The organism is Staphylococcus kloosii (assembly GCF_003019255.1).
Taxonomy (GTDB): Bacteria; Bacillota; Bacilli; order Staphylococcales; family Staphylococcaceae; genus Staphylococcus; species Staphylococcus kloosii.
On sequence record NZ_CP027846.1, the window covers coordinates 1,619,417 to 1,636,745 of the forward strand.

Below are 17,329 nucleotides of genomic sequence, written 5' to 3' on the forward strand. Positions count from 1 at the left end.
TGACTATTGCTGGATTAACAATGTTTAATATGTGTCTTATTTGGAAATGAGTAGTAGTAATAAGCGTTCGTAATGATTATTATTACTAGTTGATATTATATTCGGGAGGCCTTTTCATGTCTGACAATAAAGTTAAAGTAAAAAAACAAACCATCGACCCATCTCTAACTTTAGAAGATGTTAAAAAACAATTGATCGAAAAAGGTAAAAAAGAAGGTCATCTTAGCCATGAAGAAATTGCAGAAAAACTGCAAAACTTTGAAATGGACCCAGACCACATGGATGACTTCTTTGATCAACTAAACGATAACGATATTAGTTTAGTAAATGAAAAAGATAGTTCAGATACTGATGATAAAATTAACCCAAACGATTTAAGTGCGCCTCCAGGTGTTAAAATTAACGATCCAGTGCGTATGTATTTAAAAGAAATCGGGCGCGTTAATTTATTAAGTGCACAAGAAGAAATTGAATTGGCTAAAAAAATTGAAGAAGGCGATGAAATTGCTAAATCAAGATTAGCAGAAGCAAACTTACGTCTTGTTGTTAGTATCGCTAAAAGATATGTAGGCCGTGGCATGTTATTCTTAGACTTAATACAAGAAGGTAACATGGGACTTATCAAAGCAGTAGAAAAATTCGACTTTAGTAAAGGGTTCAAGTTTTCTACTTACGCTACGTGGTGGATTCGACAAGCAATCACTCGTGCTATTGCTGACCAAGCTAGAACTATACGTATACCAGTTCATATGGTTGAAACGATTAATAAACTTATCCGTGTACAAAGACAATTACTACAAGATTTAGGCAGAGATCCAGCACCAGAAGAAATTGGTGAAGAAATGGATTTACCACCTGAAAAAGTACGTGAAATCTTAAAAATTGCACAAGAACCAGTTTCATTAGAAACACCAATCGGTGAAGAAGACGATAGTCATTTAGGTGATTTCATCGAAGACCAAGAAGCACAAAGTCCATCTGACCATGCTGCTTATGAACTATTAAAAGAGCAATTAGAAGACGTACTTGATACATTGACAGACCGTGAAGAGAATGTCTTAAGATTACGTTTTGGTCTTGATGATGGTAGAACTCGTACACTTGAAGAAGTAGGAAAAGTCTTTGGCGTTACTAGAGAACGTATTAGACAAATCGAGGCTAAAGCATTGAGAAAATTGAGACATCCAAGTAGAAGTAAACGTCTTAAAGACTTTATGGATTAATAATTGGGCTCTTTTGTACAACTACGTGCAAAAGAGTCTTTTTTACATTTATTAGAGGGGTAACGCAATGATTACTATTAATAAACGATTACAAAAAGTGAGTGAATTTATTAAAGGCGAGTATCTAGCTGATATTGGTTCAGATCACGCTTATTTACCTATTTATGCAATAACAAATAATATTGTTAGCACTGCAATTGCAGGTGAAGTAATAAAAGGCCCGTATGAAGCATCGATACAAAACGTTCAACAGTACCAACTTGATGATGTAATAAGTGTTAAATTAGGAGACGGTTTATCTGTATTAGACGATAATAATAAAATAGACTCTATTACAATATGCGGCATGGGTGGACCTTTAATCACGAAAATATTGACAGAAGGTAAAAACAAATTAGCTAACCATCCGAGACTTATTTTACAAAGTAATATTCAATCATATCCAATTAGGTTATGGCTGGAACAATCAGGATATACTATTACGAGTGAAGAAATAATGGAAGAAAAGAAACATATATATGAAATTATTGTCGCAGATAAACTAGATAATGATATGATACTTACTGAGCAAGAACGTAAATTCGGACCATTACTATTACAACAAAAAAATGATTGTTTTATAAAAAAATGGACACATGAATTGCAAGCGTTAAAAACAATAGCGCAGCAATTAGATGCATCAACACACCGTGATAGATTAGCAGAAGTAGACACAGAAATTAAATTAATTAGCGAGGTGCTAAATTATGAAAATTAATACATTGTTAACTATTATTAATAAGCATGTGCCACTAAACACTGCGGAAGAATGGGATAATGTTGGTTTATTAATTGGAAATAATGACAATGACGTTACCGGTATATTAACAGCTTTAGATTGTACCGAAGATGTTGTAGATGAGGCAATAGCGGAAGACCGTAATACAATAATTTGTCATCACCCGCTTATTTTTAAAGGCGTTAACAATATCGTAGAAAACGATGGTTATGGTGTAATTATCCATAAATTAATTAAAAATAATATTAATTTAATCGCTTTACATACTAATTTGGACATGTATGAACACGGTGTAAATAAAATGCTTGCCGATAAAATTGGCTTAACCAATCTATCCTTCTTAAATGAAGAAACTTATGAATACTACAAAGTACAAGTTTTCGTACCTGAAGAAAATAAAGAGGCATTAAAAAATAAACTGAGTGAACATGGCTTAGCTTCCGAAGGGGATTATGAACACTGTTTCTTTGAAAGTTCAGGCACAGGTAATTTCAAACCTATTGGCAATGCAAACCCACATATCGGCAATATTGATGAAATAGAAGCCGTTCAAGAAGCAAAAGTAGAATTCATGATTGAACTTCATCAAAAAGCATTAGCGCAACGATTAATTGAACAATATCATCCATATGAAACGCCAGTATATGATTTTATAACAATGACAAAAGTTGCGTCACATGGTCTAGGTATGATTGGTGATTTGGATAAGCCTGTTAACGCTAAACAATTTGCACAATCGGTTAAATCTAATTTATCTATTCCAAGCGTTCGTTTTACAGGGAATATAGATACCACTATTAATCGTGTAGCTATCATCGGTGGTTCAGGAATTGGTTTTGAATATCAAGCACAAGCTTGTGGTGCAGATGTTTTTATTACAGGAGACGTAAAACATCATGATGCGCTAGATGCGAAAATTAATGGCATGAACATATTAGACATTGATCATTATAGCGAATATGTTATGAAAGAAGGATTATTACAATTATTGCATACTTGGCTTAGCGATCATGATACTAAATTTAGTATTAAAGCTTCAACGATAAATACAAATCCTTTTGAATACCTTTAATAAACGAACTAATAATAAACTTATTCAAATTTAATAGCAGTTGCTTTATAATGAATAAGATGAACTTTAAGGAGGGCCAAAACGTGGCTAACCATCCATTTGAAAATTTTAATTTACAATCAGAACTTATAACAGCAGTAAAAGATTTAAACTTTAACAAACCAACAGAGATTCAAAGTCGAGTTATTCCTAAAATCATTAAAGGTACAAGTATAATCGGACAATCTCAAACAGGTACAGGCAAGTCTCATGCTTTCTTACTACCATTAATGCAACGAATAGACAGCTCAATTAACGAACCTCAAGCAATAATCGTCGCGCCAACGCGTGAATTAGCACAACAATTATTCGATGCAGCAAGTCATCTTGCTAAATTTAAACAAGATATATCTGTAAAATTATTTATTGGTGGAACAGATATTGAAAAAGATCGTCAACGTGCGAAAAATCAACCACACTTAGTAATCGGTACACCTACAAGAATTAATGATTTAGCAAAAAACGGTGAATTACATGTACATCTGGCATCTTATTTAGTCATCGATGAAGCTGATTTAATGATTGATTTAGGTCTTATTGAAGATGTAGATTTAATCGCAGCACGCTTAGAAGACAATGCTAGTATTGCTGTATTTAGTGCAACAATTCCAAAATCATTACATCCATTTTTAAATAAATATTTAGAAAATCCAGAGTTTATTGAGATAGAAAAACCTTCTCAAAACAAGGATAATATTGAATTTTATTTAATACCGACTAAAAGTGAAGATAAAGTTGATAAAACTTTAAAATTAATGAACGTTATTAATCCGTATTTAGGTATTATATTTTGTAATAGCCGTGATAGTGCGAATGAATTAGCAAAACATATAACTGAAGCAGGTGTTAAAGTAGGTATGATTCATGGTGGTTTAACGCCACGTGAAAGAAAACAACAAATGAAACGTATTAGAAATCTTGAATTTCAATATGTGATTGCCAGTGATTTAGCTTCTAGAGGCATTGATATACCAGGCGTCAGTCATGTTATTAATTTCGATGTTCCTAATGACATTGATTTCTTTACACACAGAGTTGGACGTACAGGACGTGGACAATACCACGGTGTAGCAATCACGTTATATAGTCCAGATGAAGAAGAAAACATTGGCCTAATTGAAGAACGTGGATATAAATTTAATGATGTTGATATTAAAGACGATGAACTTAAACCTATTAAGGCTCATAACAAGCGTAAAGTGAGAAAGAAACAAGATGATCACTTAACGAATCAAATTAAAAATAAGGTTAAGCGAAATAATAAGAAGAAGGTAAAACCTGGTTACAAGAAGAAATTCAAACAAGAAGTTGAAAACTTAAAACGTCAAGAGCGCAAACAATATAGTAAACGTCAAAATAGACTAGCCCGCAAAAATAAAAAAGGATAGGTGATTATTATGTTATTAGGCTCTCATGTTTCAATGAGTGGTAAGAAAATGCTAGAAGGTTCTGCAGAAGAAGCACATAAATTTGGTGAATCAACATTTATGATTTATACTGGTGCGCCTCAGAATACGCGTAGAAAACCAATCGAAGATTTAAATATTACTAAAGGTCATGAAGCTATGGAAAAATATGGCCTATCAAATATAGTCGTACATGCACCGTATATTATTAATATTGCTAATACTGAAAAGCCACATGTTTTTAATCTAGGTGTAGAATTTTTACAAAATGAGATTGCACGTACTGAAGCTATCGGCGCTAAAGATATCGTATTACATCCAGGCTCACACGTTGGTGCGGGAGCAGATGTCGGTATCAAAAAAATCATCGAAGGTTTAAATGAAGTATTAACGCAAGATAACGATGTACGAATCGCCTTAGAAACAATGGCTGGTAAAGGATCAGAAATCGGACGTAGCTTTGAAGAATTAGCTCAAATTATTGATGGTGTGCACCATAACGAACGCTTGTCGGTATGTTTCGATACTTGTCATACTAATGATGCAGGATATAATGTCAAAGAAGATTTTGATGGTGTTATTAACGAATTTGATAAAATTGTTGGTATCGGTAGAATTAAAGTTTTACACGTAAACGATAGTAAAAATCCAATTGGCGCACATAAAGACCGCCATGAAAATATTGGCTTCGGCCACATTGGTTTCGACGCGTTAAACTATATCATTCATCATGATTCATTCAAAGATATTCCAAAAATATTAGAAACACCATATGTTGGTGAAGATAAAAAGAACAAAAAACCACCATACAAATATGAAATTGAAATGATTAAAAACCAAAAATTTGATCCAGATTTAAAAGATAAAATATTACAACAATAATAGAAAATCAAATTAAAGGTAGTCGCACGCTAAGTAATTGGGCAGTAGCTAATTACAATACGTGCGTCTACTTTTTTTAATTAAGTCGTAAACATTACTATTTACATAATTGTTTTCACATTGTATAGTATTAGTCGAGGTGAAATCATGACTACGCCAGTATTCGAATTAAAAAAATTAAATTATGCTTTTGATAACAAAAAAGTGCTCGATAATATTAATATCAAAATTAATCGAGGTGAGTTTTTAGCAGTCGTCGGCCCAAATGGTGCTGGGAAATCGACATTGTTAAAATTAATTTTAGGTCTATTACCGTTGCAAAGTGGCAAGATATTTGTAGATGGTAAAGATTATAAAGGAAAACAATCTATGTTAAAAATTAGTTATGTATCACAGAAAGCACTTGCTTTTAAATCTGGTTTTCCTGCTAGTGTTAAAGAAGTAGTGCTTAGCGGTCTAACTAAACGTAAAAAATTAATACGCTGGTTCAATAAAAATGACGAGCAAAAAGTGCATGCAGTCTTGAAGCGTTTAAATATTGAACATTTAAGTAACGCTAACATTGCAGAATTATCTGGCGGACAGCAACAAAGAATCCTAATTGCTAGAGCCTTAATCAGTGATCCAACAGTTTTAATATTAGATGAACCGACAAATGGTATAGATGCAAAACATGTTAATGATTTTTATAATACTTTAAACCAACTGAAAGAAGAAGGCGTAACAATCATATTAGTAACACATGATATTGGAGTAGTAGCAGATACTGCAACCGAAGTGGCGTGTCTGAATAAACATTTACATTTCCACGGTTCTACCGAAGAATTTAAATCCCTAGATGAAGTACAAATTTCTAAAATCTATGGTCATCCAATTAAATTCGTAGATCATCAACATGATAGGGAGTGTTGTACAAATGATTGATGCGTTACTGAACTTTGACTTTATGAGGTATTCTCTATTAAGTGGTTTACTTGTTGGTTTTATTGCGCCACTTATCGGTGCTTTTATTGTAGTACGGAGATTATCATTAATTGCAGATGCATTAAGCCATGTGACGCTCGGAGGCATCTCATTTGGCATGTTTTTAATTACAGTTTTACCTGCATTAACTTTTATTAATCCGATGTGGTGCGGTATTTTATTCGCGATTATAGGTGCCATATTAATCGAAAAACTAAGAACTTCTTATAGTAATTATCAAGAAATCGCGATTCCTATTATTATGAGTGCTGGTATAGCGCTAAGTGCTATATTTATTTCATTAGCTGATGGTTTTAACCAAGAAATTGTAGGGCTATTATTCGGTTCTATTAGCGCCGTTTCATTAAGCGATTTATTAACTATCGTGGCAATTGTGGTAATTGTTTTAATATTTGTATTAGCCTTTTATAAAGAACTATTTATATTATCTTTTGATGAAGAATATAGTAAAGTTATAGGCATTCCAAAATGGATACAGTTTTTATTTATCGCTATCGTAGCTATGGTTATTTCAGCGTCAATGCGTGTAGTCGGAATATTATTAGTAAGTGCATTAATAACACTTCCTGTAGCCATTTCAATGAGAATTACAAAAGGATTTAAACAATTGATAGTATTTAGTATAATTATCGGTGAAATAGCCGTAATAGTTGGACTAACATTAGCCTTTTATATTAACATATCGCCTGGTGGCGTTATCGTTGTACTATTAGTGTTAATGCTAGCTTGTACCATGATGTATCAAAAATTAAATCTTCGACAAAAAAAAGGAGTTGAAGAAGATGAAAACTGAAGAAGCAATTCAAATTCTTAAACAAGATGGTCATAAATATACAGATAAACGTCGTGACATGCTTAATATTTTTGTAGAAGAAGATAAATATATTAATGCCAAACATATACAACAACAAATGGATACAAATTATCCGGGTATATCATTCGATACTATATATAGAAACTTACATTTATTTAAAGACTTAAATATTATTGAAGGCACTGAACTAGATGGTGAAATGAAATTTAGAATTGCCTGTACAGATCATCACCATCATCATTTTATTTGCGAACGTTGCGGTGATACTAAAGTAATTGAATTTTGTCCTATGGACGCGATTCAAAAACATTTACCAAATGTTGCAATTAATACACATAAATTAGAAGTTTATGGTATTTGTGAGAAATGTCTTTAAGTATTAATTAATACATTATAACGAAGGGCTCATCTTTTAAAAGGTGAGTCTTTTGTATTTACCTTGATAATTTGAACATGCTTGTAAGCGAATATTAATTGTTGGTTAATGTAATTATTAACTAAATGTATGAAAATGCTCGTTAATTCCATTCAAAATATAGTCCATTAGTCTGAATTACTATTAAACTAATATTTTATAAAGGATATATGTTTAAAAATTGCGAATTTGAGATATACTAGAAGAGTAACAAAGATGACAACTTATTAATTACATGTCTGATTAAAATGATAAGCATTTTAATTGTTGTCATATATAATAATTGTTATGCTTTACTTAACATTAATTAGGAGGATGATTATTTATGGCTTTTGAATTACCAAAATTACCTTATGAGTTTGATGCGTTAGAACCACACATCGATAAAGAAACTATGGAAATTCACCACGATAAACACCATAACACTTATGTAACAAAATTAAACGCAGCAGTTGAAGGAACTGAATTAGAATCTAAGTCAATTGAAGAAATTATTGCAAACTTAGACAGTGTTCCTGAAAACATTCAAACAGCTGTTCGTAATAATGGTGGGGGACATATTAACCATTCATTATTCTGGGAATTATTAACTCCTAACTCTGAAGAAAAAGGTACTGTAGTAGATAAAATTAAAGAACAATGGGGTTCTTTAGATGCATTTAAAGAAGAATTTGCTGATAAAGCTGCAGGCCGTTTCGGTTCAGGTTGGGCATGGTTAGTAGTAAATAACGGTAACTTAGAAATCGTTACTACACCTAACCAAGACAATCCATTAACTGAAGGTAAAACACCTATCTTAGGTTTAGATGTTTGGGAACACGCTTATTACCTTAAATATCAAAACAAACGTCCAGATTACATCAGTGCTTTCTGGAACGTAGTTAACTGGGAAAAAGTTGACGAATTATACAATGCAGCTAAATAATTCTATTTAGTATATGGCAGCCTTTAACGAGGCTGTCATTTTTTTAATTAAAATTATAGAAAAATAAGGTAATTTAATATATCATTTGAAGAGAGAACTATTGAATAGAGGTAGGTTGATTTGTTAAAACGTTTAAAAGAAAAATCAAATGATGAAAAAATTAGAAATACAATGAATAAAAGAGTTAGCTTTGTGTTTGGGCTAATTGTTTTTATTTTTGCTATTGTCGTACTCCGATTAGGTTATCTACAAATTGCCCAAGGTTCTCATTATAAACAGCAAATTAAAAATAGCGAAAACATAACTGTAAATGAGTCAGTACCAAGGGGTAGAATTCTTGATAGAAATGGTAAAGTCATCGTAGATAATGCGTCAAAAATGGCTATTACATATACACGTGGCAAAAAAACATCACAAGATGAGGTATTATCCACGGCACGAAAATTATCTAAACTTATTCATATGAAGACGGATCAAATTACTGATAGAGATAAACAAGATTATTGGATACAAAAGCATCCAAATAAATCTAAAGCTATGATGAAACATGAGCAAAGTCTATTAGATGATGGTAGTATTTCTCAAGAACAATATGATGATACTTTACATAAAAAGATAACATCAAAACAATTAAATAGTTTAACAGATAAAGATTTACAAGTACTGGCAATTTATCGTGAAATGATGTCCGGTTCTACTTTAAATCCACAAATCATTAAAAATGATGATGTGACGAAGAAAGAATATGCTGCTGTTTCACAAAAACTAACACAGTTACCCGGTGTGAATACAAGTATGGATTGGGATAGAAAATATCCTTATGGCGACACTTTAAGAGGCGTTTTAGGTGATGTTTCAACTTCTAAAGAAGGTATTCCAAAAGAATTAACAGATAAATATTTATCTAAGGGTTACTCACGTAATGATCGTGTCGGAAAATCATATTTAGAATATCAGTACGAAGATATTCTAAAAGGTAAGAAAAAAGAAATGAAATATACGACAGATAAATCTGGAGATATTATCAATTCTAAAGTTGTAAACCCTGGTTCTCGTGGTGATGATTTAGTTCTAAGTATTGATATTGATTTACAACGTAAAACAGAAAAATATCTAAAAGAGCAAATTAGTAAATTACGAAGCCAAGGCGCTAAAAATATGGATAACGCTTTAATGGTTGTGCAAAACCCTAATAACGGTGATATTTTAGCTATGGTTGGTAAACAAATCCATAAAGATGGCAGTATGACTGATTATGATATTGGTACTTTTACTTCCCAATATGCCGTAGGTTCATCAGTTAAAGGTGGAACTTTATTAGCTGGTTATCAAAATAACGCGATCAAAGTAGGCGAAAAAATGGTCGATGAACCATTGAAATTTGCCGGCGGTCTACAAAAACATTCATACTTTAACCAAAATGGTAGAGTTACGATTAATGATAAACAAGCGTTAATGCATTCATCAAACGTATATATGTTTAAAACTGCACTAAAAATTGCAGGTCATCCGTATATGCCTAACATGAATTTACCATCAGATATCACTGTGGCCGGTCAAAAATTACGTAAAGGATTAAACCAAGTAGGGCTTGGTGTTAAAACTGGAATCGATTTACCAAATGAAACTAGTGGTCAAATAGAACCTTTAAATAATAATCCAGGTAATTATTTAGACTTGGCAATCGGTCAATATGATACGTATACACCAATGCAATTGTCACAATATGTGTCTACAATTGCCAATAATGGTTATAGAATACAACCTCATATTGGACTAGAAATTAGAAATGCAACAAATCAAGACACACTTGGTCCCGTTAAACAAAAAATTAAAGGAAACGTCTTAAATAAAGTGAATAACACAAACGCACAAATCAATGAAGTTCAACAAGGTTTCAAAATGGCCTTCAATGAAGTGCCAGGTACAGGTTATGAAAGTTTCCATAATACAGATGTGCCTTCAGCGGGTAAAACAGGTACAGCTGAAGTGTTCCAAGATGGTAAACCTAGAGTTAACTCAACTTATATTGGTTATGCACCAATAAACAATCCTAAATTAGCATTTTCAATTGTCTACACAAACCAGCCAGTACCAGAACCATGGTTAAATGGCGGTGATGTAGGTAGAGATGTTATTAATAACTATTTTAAAAATAAAGAGAAATAATAACTTTAGTATTAAAATATGAACAATCAAGATATAAAAGAGCGATATAAAGCATTTTAATTAAAAATAAATACTTTTCAATTTTTCAAGTAAGTGGTATGATTAATAGGTCGTATTTTGAAAAGGTAAGGAGGAATTAGCATGCGCGTAAACGTAACATTAGCTTGCACAGAATGTGGAGAAAGAAACTACATTACAACTAAAAATAAACGTACTAATCCTGAACGAATCGAAATGAAAAAACACTGTGCTCGTGATAACAAACACACTATGCACCGTGAAACAAAATAATTCGTCTATAAACTAGGTTCTTATGAACCTAGTTTTTTTATTTTGGCTAGAATAAGTACCAGTTGAATGACATTACAATTGAGAAACGTTATAATATTGTCAGTATGGTTACGAAGAGGGTGAGCATTTGACTAAAGTTGAATTGAGAAAACAGATGCTAAATAAAATGAAATCATTTTCTAGCACGGGTAAACAAGCTGCAGATAGTTCCTTGGCCGATCAATTATTTGATACTGAGGTTTATCGCAAAGCACAAACTGTTGGTATAGTGTTATCGATGCCACACGAAGTGAATACATACAATATAATTAGACATATGTTCGAAGATAACAAGCAGGTTTTTGTTCCGGAAACAAACTACAAACTTCGTTCTATGATTTTCAAAGAAATCACTGATTTTGCTGACATTGAATTAGATAGCAAAGGAATTAATCATGTGGTTGCCGATAATGAAACTACAGAGAATTTAGATTTATTAATCGTACCTGGTGTGGTTTTTAATCATCATGGCTATCGTATTGGCTATGGTGGTGGATATTTCGATAAGTTTTTAGCAAATCATAAACAAGATACAATAAGCTTGATTTATGATTTTCAAATTGACGCATTTGAAACTGAGGACCACGATCAACCAGTTGATACTTTAATAATCGCTACAACTTAATAATGGAGGCACAAATGGTTACAGAAAAGCATTTTTGGAAATGCAGTTATTTTTGGATAAAATACTTTAATTTTGAGTTAGTGCATCACGATGAAAATAACCAAGAAGTGTGGCTTGCTCATAAAAAGAAAAATGAACTTGTTATTTTTAATTACAACATTAAATCTGCTCAAGAAATTCGATTTACTAAAGATAAAATAAAAGAACATAAACAAGATGTCTCAGAATTTTTGACCTTTGAACCAAAAAAAGTGACGCTCTATTTTATTACAGAACACAACTTTACAGATGAACAATTAAATGAGTCGGGTCAAACGACTTACACCGTTAAAATAATAAGGAATGAGCAATCACTTGAACGGATTATGCCTAATTTATTTGTTAAAACGATATATAAACAAGATAATAAAAAGCATACATTATCATATTTTAAGAAACGTGTTCTAAATACAAATCCTATTGAAAAACATATGTTAAAGTTTGCGCCAATTACATATGCCTTAATTATCATTAATGTCATTATTTGGTTATCGATGATTTTGTTTTTCAATCATTTTACACAATTAAGTTTATTAGACGCCGGTGGTTTGGTTCATTTTAATGTTATTCATGGAGAATGGTATCGTTTAGTGACTTCCATCTTTTTACATTACAACTTTGAACATATTTTAATGAACATGCTAAGCCTATTTATTTTTGGTAAAATAGTAGAATCTATAGTGGGTCATTGGCGTATGCTTGTCATATATTTGTTTGCAGGGATATTTGCTAACTTTGCATCATTATCATTTAATATTACGACGGTGTCAGCCGGTGCCAGTGGCGCAATATTTGGTTTGATAGGCGCGTTGTTTGCTTTTATGTTTATTAGTAAGAACTTTAATAAAAAATTAATTGGTCAATTACTTATTGTATTAGTTATATTAATCGTAATTTCATTATTTATGACTAATATTAACGTTTATGCTCATATCGGCGGCTTGATCGGTGGCTTTTTAATTTGTTTATTAGGGCATTATTTTGTTAGTGATAAAAATAAATTTTGGATTGTATTAGTTATTTTGTTAATTCTATTCGTAGCTGCCCAAATTCGTATTTTCACTATTAAAGAAGATAATATTTACAATACAATTATTACTAACGAAATGACTCAAGGTAATTACAAAGAAGCACAAAGCATGGTCAAACATACCATCAAAAAGAATTATGCGGATGATGAAACATATTATTTAAATGGATTAATTACAACGACATTAAATTCTAGAGCAGAAGGTATGGCTGACTGGGAGAGAGGCTTAAGATATTATCCTAATTCAGGTATTTTGAATTATGAGCTTGCTATAGCAAATCGTGCATTGGATGATAAAAGCAAGGCACGTAAATATGCTAAAAAAGCACTCAAAGCCGACCCCCATAACCATGATTATTTAAATTTAACAAAAGAGTTGAAAGATTAAATGAGACAAAATCTTAATAACTTTTATGATGTTTTACAATTGTTAAAACAATTTGGTTTTATTATTTATTTTAAAGACAAAGAAGATATGTATGAAATGATTGAACAAGAAATTTCTCAATTATTCCAATATGAATTAATATCAAAAGATGATTACATTAAATGCAAATTAATTATAAAGCAGAGAAGGATGAATAGATAAATGAAGAAAATCATATTAGCTGCAGACGTTGGCGGTACAACTTGTAAATTAGGTTTATTTGATGAAGATCTAGAAAGATTAGAAAAATGGTCAATTGAAACTGATACTACAGATTCAACAGGATATACGTTATTAAAAGGCGTTTATGATTCATTTGAAGAAAAAGTAGCAGCATTCGGATATAGTTTCGAAGATGTTATTGGTGTAGGTATTGGTGTACCAGGTCCAGTAGATTTTGAATCTGGAATAGTAAATGGTGCTGTCAATCTTTATTGGAAAGGTAATGTGAAAGTTAGAGAAATATTCCAACAGTTCGTTTCATGCCCTGTTTACGTAGATAATGATGCAAATGTTGCTGCATTAGGTGAAAAACATAAAGGTGCTGGTAAAGGTGCAGATGATGTTGTAGCCATTACTTTAGGTACTGGATTAGGTGGCGGTATAATTTCAAATGGTGAGATTGTTCATGGTCATAATGGCTCAGGAGCTGAGATAGGCCATTTCAGAGTTGACCATGATCAACGCTTTAAATGTAATTGTGGCAAGTCTGGTTGTATCGAAACAGTTGCTTCTGCAACAGGTGTCGTTAATTTAGTTAATTTCTATTACCCTAAGTTAACTTTTAAATCATCTATATTAGAATTAATTAAATCTAATAAAGTTACAGCAAAAGCTGTTTTTAATGCTGCTAAAGCAGGCGATCAATTCTGTATTTTCATTACAGAAAGAGTCGCTAATTATATCGCTTACTTATGTAGTATCATTAGTGTGACAAGCAATCCTAAATACATTGTTTTAGGTGGAGGCATGTCCACAGCAGGTTTGATTTTAATCGAAAATATTAAAACTGAATACTATAATTTAACATTTTCACCTGCACAACAAGGCACTGAAATTGTACAAGCAGAATTAGGTAATGATGCCGGAATTACAGGTGCTGCAGGATTAATTTATACGTATGTCTTAGAGAAGGAAGGTATTAAATAATGGCAATTGTTGATGTTGTTGTAATTCCAGTAGGTACTGAAGGACCAAGCGTAAGTAAATATATTGCAGAAATTCAAACTAAATTAAAAGAGTATAAAAAAGCTGGTAAAATAGATTACCAACTTACACCAATGAATACTTTAATCGAAGGCGAATTAGCTGACTTATTAGAAGTCGTGCAAGCAATTCACGAACTACCTTTCGATAAAGGATTAGATAGAGTTTGTACAAATATTAGAATTGATGACAGACGTGATAAATCAAGAAAAATGAATGATAAATTAGCATCTGTAGAAAAACATTTAAATTCTAATGGTGATAATAATGAGAATATCTAGTTTAACTCTAGGCCCAGTTGAAACTAATTGTTATTTTATCGAGAATGAAGACGGTATAATAATTGTTGATCCAGCAGGCGAAAGTGGACAAATTATTAAAAAAGTAAACCAACTAAATAAAACTGTCAAAGCGGTATTACTAACGCATGCGCACTTTGACCACATTGCCGCTTTAGATGATATTGTCGAAAAATATCAAGTTCCGGTTTATATGAGCGCCATTGAGTTTGATTTTTTAGTTAATACCGAAAAGAATGGCTCAGCAAAATTTAAACAATTTGGCTTACCAGAAGTCGTCAGCGACGCTAAGCCACAATCCTTAGAAGAAGGCAAAGTTAATTTAGCCGGTTTTGAATTTGAAGTGTTACATACACCAGGACATTCACCTGGTAGTTTAACTTTCGTATTCAATGACTTTGCTGTAGTAGGCGATACTTTATTTAAGCAAGGTATTGGTCGCACTGATTTATATAAAGGGGACTATGAAACGTTAGTTGACTCAATACAAGATAAATTATTTGAGTTAGAAGGCGATTTACCATTATTCCCTGGTCACGGTCCATATACAACCGTTGACGATGAACAATTTAATCCATTTTTACATGGTTAGAAGTAATTTAGTCACCTCTTACGTTTATTAAAGTAGGAGGTGACTTTTTTTGAAACTATTGTTCAATGAATTAATTAATAAAGCTATTAACCAAAATAGTTCTGACATTCATTTTATTCCTACTGATAATAATGTGTTAATTAAATTACGAGTACAAGATGATTTAATTCAACATCAAGCTATTACTAAAAGTTTATATTTAAAACTCTTAACTTTTATGAAATATCAAGCAAATTTAGATGTATCGACGAGTCACATAGCTCAAAGTGGTAGGTATGTATACAAATATAAAGAGCTATATTATCTCCGAATTTCAACATTACCGCTATCACTTGGTTTAGAAAGTTGTGTTATTCGAATTGTGCCACACTACTTTAACGAACAGCAACAACCGTTAAATTTGCCTTATTTATATGATTTTATGAATAAAAAGCAAGGCTTGCTACTATTCACTGGACCAACAGGTTCTGGGAAAAGCACTAGTATGTATAATATGTCGATGTATGCTAAAGAGCAACTTAATTTAAATGTTATTACAATAGAGGACCCTGTTGAACGTATTATTAATGGTATAACTCAAGTTTCAGTAAATGAAAAAGCTGGTATTAATTATCAAAATACGTTTAAAGCTATATTACGCTGTGATCCTGATGTAATTTTGATAGGAGAGATTAGAAACCAATCAATCGCAAAAGAAGTCTTACATGCAAGTTTAAGTGGCCATTTAGTTTTAACAACGATGCATGCGAATAATTGTAAAGGAGCATTATTACGATTGTTAGAAATGGGTGTCACGCAACAAGAATTATCACAATCAGTACTCTGCATTACAAATCAAAGACTTGTTACTTCTAACGACAAAGAGAGATTTTTAATAGCCGAGCATATGAATAATAATGATATTAATTATTTCTTTGAACATAACTATAAGTTGCCCGCAAATTTTCAAAGCCTACCAAAGGAATTAAAATCTTTGTCAGAAGAGGGGGTAATTTGTGAGGATACTTACCAAAAATATATTTAGACCGTATAACCAAAAAATTATATCAGCCCAAGAACAAATAGAATTTATAAGTAGATTAAATGATTTAATAAACCATGGCTTTACTATTTCCGAAGCGTTTAGATTTTTAGTTAAACAAACAACATTTCGTAAAGATATTATTAAGGAGAAAATTTTAACAACAATAAATTCAGGTGCAAGTTGTCATCAAATATTAAAATCATTAAACTTTCCTCAATCAGTTGTTATGTTTATTTACTTTGCAGAACTTTTTGGGGATTTATCTAGCTGTTTGACTCATGTACAAACTTTTTTAGAACGTAATTATCAAGCGAAGAAAATGCTTCTCAAAACGATTCAATACCCCATAGTATTAATCACAATTTTTATTATTATGCTTATTGCAATAAACTATACGATTATTCCTCAATTCAATGACCTGTTTAAAACGATGGAAGTCAAACTTTCACCACTACAACAATTTATGAGCCTCTTCATTACATTTTTACCTGTTATATTTATCTATACAATATTAATACTTATTATTTTAACTGTTATTTTTTGGATGATATATCATCACCTGACAATACCTCAACAAATTAAACTTATGCAATTTATTCCAATTATTAAACACTATTTTAGTCTATTCAAAACATATAGATTAGCTTCAGAATTCTCGTTGTTTTATCGTCATGGCGTCACATTACAAAATATAGTTAAGTTATATAACTTACAAGAAGACGATCTTTATTTAAAATATTTAGCTGAACAAATCGCTCAAGGCACTCAACAAGGTGATACGTTAGGAACAATTTTATCTAATATTTCTTGTTATCAAGCAGACTTAATCACGTTTATTACACAAGGTGAGCAAAGTGGAAAATTAGGTTTAGAACTACAATTTTACAGTACGATTATCAGAACTAAAATCGAACAAAGAATGCAACGCCAAATCAAAATTATACAACCCGTAACTTTTGTCATATTAGCTTTTCTAATCATTGCACTTTATTTAGTAATCATGCTACCTATGTTTGAATTAATCCAAACTATTAAATAACTGGAGGTTAG

Annotated in this window: 19 protein-coding genes; all 19 read left to right on the forward strand. The window is 31.7% G+C overall.

Annotated elements, in window-relative coordinates; translation table 11 throughout:
• Positions 1–116 precede the first annotated feature (116 nt).
• The 19 genes from rpoD to comGB all read left to right on the forward strand — a co-directional run bounded on the left by rpoD (position 117) and on the right by comGB (position 17,318).
• Entirely contained in the window at positions 117–1,223 is a 1,107-nt protein-coding gene (gene rpoD, locus C7J89_RS08075; RefSeq protein ID WP_048793577.1) for an RNA polymerase sigma factor RpoD, read from the forward strand.
• 67 nt (positions 1,224–1,290) lie between these two features.
• Positions 1,291–1,980 (forward strand): tRNA (adenine(22)-N(1))-methyltransferase, encoded by a 690-nt coding sequence (locus C7J89_RS08080; RefSeq protein WP_103295093.1) that lies wholly within the window; start codon positions 1,291–1,293, stop codon positions 1,978–1,980.
• Positions 1,970–3,073, forward strand: coding sequence for a Nif3-like dinuclear metal center hexameric protein (locus C7J89_RS08085; RefSeq protein WP_103295094.1), 1,104 nt, complete (start codon positions 1,970–1,972; stop codon positions 3,071–3,073). Before C7J89_RS08080 ends, C7J89_RS08085 begins: the two co-directional genes overlap by 11 nt.
• An 83-nt stretch (positions 3,074–3,156) precedes the next feature.
• On the forward strand, positions 3,157–4,500 hold the full coding sequence (locus C7J89_RS08090; protein WP_103295095.1) for a DEAD/DEAH box helicase: 1,344 nt from the start codon (positions 3,157–3,159) through the stop codon (positions 4,498–4,500).
• A gap of 9 nt (positions 4,501–4,509) precedes the next feature.
• The gene (locus C7J89_RS08095; RefSeq protein WP_103295096.1) at positions 4,510–5,400 is read left to right on the forward strand and encodes a deoxyribonuclease IV; all 891 of its coding nucleotides are present in this window, start codon (positions 4,510–4,512) and stop codon (positions 5,398–5,400) included.
• A 147-nt stretch (positions 5,401–5,547) separates the two neighbouring features.
• Entirely contained in the window at positions 5,548–6,324 is a 777-nt protein-coding gene (locus tag C7J89_RS08100) for a metal ABC transporter ATP-binding protein (protein WP_103295097.1), read from the forward strand.
• Positions 6,317–7,177, forward strand: a complete 861-nt coding sequence (locus C7J89_RS08105; protein ID WP_103295098.1) for a metal ABC transporter permease — start codon at positions 6,317–6,319, stop codon at positions 7,175–7,177. The genes C7J89_RS08100 and C7J89_RS08105 overlap by 8 nt, the downstream gene beginning before the upstream one ends.
• The gene (locus tag C7J89_RS08110; protein WP_103295099.1) at positions 7,167–7,574 is read left to right on the forward strand and encodes a Fur family transcriptional regulator; all 408 of its coding nucleotides are present in this window, start codon (positions 7,167–7,169) and stop codon (positions 7,572–7,574) included. Before C7J89_RS08105 ends, C7J89_RS08110 begins: the two co-directional genes overlap by 11 nt.
• Before the next feature lie 364 nt (positions 7,575–7,938).
• On the forward strand, positions 7,939–8,538 hold the full coding sequence (locus C7J89_RS08115; RefSeq protein ID WP_048793585.1) for a superoxide dismutase: 600 nt from the start codon (positions 7,939–7,941) through the stop codon (positions 8,536–8,538).
• 120 nt (positions 8,539–8,658) lie between these two features.
• A complete protein-coding gene (locus C7J89_RS08120; RefSeq protein WP_103295100.1) occupies positions 8,659–10,707 on the forward strand; it encodes a peptidoglycan D,D-transpeptidase FtsI family protein in 2,049 nt (682 codons plus the stop codon).
• 141 nt (positions 10,708–10,848) lie between these two features.
• A complete protein-coding gene (gene rpmG / locus C7J89_RS08125) occupies positions 10,849–10,998 on the forward strand; it encodes a 50S ribosomal protein L33 (protein ID WP_002483181.1) in 150 nt (49 codons plus the stop codon).
• A 127-nt stretch (positions 10,999–11,125) separates the two neighbouring features.
• The gene (locus C7J89_RS08130) at positions 11,126–11,662 is read left to right on the forward strand and encodes a 5-formyltetrahydrofolate cyclo-ligase (RefSeq protein ID WP_103295101.1); all 537 of its coding nucleotides are present in this window, start codon (positions 11,126–11,128) and stop codon (positions 11,660–11,662) included.
• Between the two features lie 14 nt (positions 11,663–11,676).
• A complete protein-coding gene (locus C7J89_RS08135) occupies positions 11,677–13,119 on the forward strand; it encodes a rhomboid family intramembrane serine protease (RefSeq protein WP_103295102.1) in 1,443 nt (480 codons plus the stop codon).
• A complete protein-coding gene (locus C7J89_RS08140; protein ID WP_103295103.1) occupies positions 13,120–13,320 on the forward strand; it encodes a YqgQ family protein in 201 nt (66 codons plus the stop codon).
• Positions 13,321–14,307 carry a glucokinase gene (locus C7J89_RS08145; RefSeq protein ID WP_103295104.1) on the forward strand — a complete coding sequence of 329 codons (987 nt, stop codon included), beginning with the start codon at positions 13,321–13,323 and terminating at the stop codon, positions 14,305–14,307.
• On the forward strand, positions 14,307–14,645 hold the full coding sequence (locus C7J89_RS08150) for an MTH1187 family thiamine-binding protein (protein WP_061854584.1): 339 nt from the start codon (positions 14,307–14,309) through the stop codon (positions 14,643–14,645). The genes C7J89_RS08145 and C7J89_RS08150 overlap by 1 nt, the downstream gene beginning before the upstream one ends.
• The gene (locus C7J89_RS08155; RefSeq protein WP_103295105.1) at positions 14,632–15,255 is read left to right on the forward strand and encodes an MBL fold metallo-hydrolase; all 624 of its coding nucleotides are present in this window, start codon (positions 14,632–14,634) and stop codon (positions 15,253–15,255) included. The genes C7J89_RS08150 and C7J89_RS08155 overlap by 14 nt, the downstream gene beginning before the upstream one ends.
• A 49-nt stretch (positions 15,256–15,304) precedes the next feature.
• Positions 15,305–16,279, forward strand: coding sequence for a competence type IV pilus ATPase ComGA (gene comGA, locus C7J89_RS08160; protein ID WP_103295106.1), 975 nt, complete (start codon positions 15,305–15,307; stop codon positions 16,277–16,279).
• A complete protein-coding gene (gene comGB / locus C7J89_RS08165) occupies positions 16,251–17,318 on the forward strand; it encodes a competence type IV pilus assembly protein ComGB (protein ID WP_233432426.1) in 1,068 nt (355 codons plus the stop codon). Before comGA ends, comGB begins: the two co-directional genes overlap by 29 nt.
• The last annotated feature ends 11 nt before the right edge of the window (positions 17,319–17,329 follow it).

Coding starts and splice junctions, on each gene's coding strand:
- C7J89_RS08085 (WP_103295094.1), top strand. CDS start 1,970: ATGAAAATTAATACATTGTTAACTATTATTAATAAGCATGTGCCACTA.
- C7J89_RS08135 (WP_103295102.1), top strand. CDS start 11,677: ATGGTTACAGAAAAGCATTTTTGGAAATGCAGTTATTTTTGGATAAAA.
- C7J89_RS08110 (WP_103295099.1), top strand. CDS start 7,167: ATGAAAACTGAAGAAGCAATTCAAATTCTTAAACAAGATGGTCATAAA.
- rpmG (WP_002483181.1), top strand. CDS start 10,849: ATGCGCGTAAACGTAACATTAGCTTGCACAGAATGTGGAGAAAGAAAC.
- C7J89_RS08115 (WP_048793585.1), top strand. CDS start 7,939: ATGGCTTTTGAATTACCAAAATTACCTTATGAGTTTGATGCGTTAGAA.
- C7J89_RS08105 (WP_103295098.1), top strand. CDS start 6,317: ATGATTGATGCGTTACTGAACTTTGACTTTATGAGGTATTCTCTATTA.
- C7J89_RS08140 (WP_103295103.1), top strand. CDS start 13,120: ATGAGACAAAATCTTAATAACTTTTATGATGTTTTACAATTGTTAAAA.
- rpoD (WP_048793577.1), top strand. CDS start 117: ATGTCTGACAATAAAGTTAAAGTAAAAAAACAAACCATCGACCCATCT.
- C7J89_RS08080 (WP_103295093.1), top strand. CDS start 1,291: ATGATTACTATTAATAAACGATTACAAAAAGTGAGTGAATTTATTAAA.
- C7J89_RS08095 (WP_103295096.1), top strand. CDS start 4,510: ATGTTATTAGGCTCTCATGTTTCAATGAGTGGTAAGAAAATGCTAGAA.
- C7J89_RS08155 (WP_103295105.1), top strand. CDS start 14,632: ATGAGAATATCTAGTTTAACTCTAGGCCCAGTTGAAACTAATTGTTAT.
- C7J89_RS08145 (WP_103295104.1), top strand. CDS start 13,321: ATGAAGAAAATCATATTAGCTGCAGACGTTGGCGGTACAACTTGTAAA.
- C7J89_RS08100 (WP_103295097.1), top strand. CDS start 5,548: ATGACTACGCCAGTATTCGAATTAAAAAAATTAAATTATGCTTTTGAT.
- C7J89_RS08150 (WP_061854584.1), top strand. CDS start 14,307: ATGGCAATTGTTGATGTTGTTGTAATTCCAGTAGGTACTGAAGGACCA.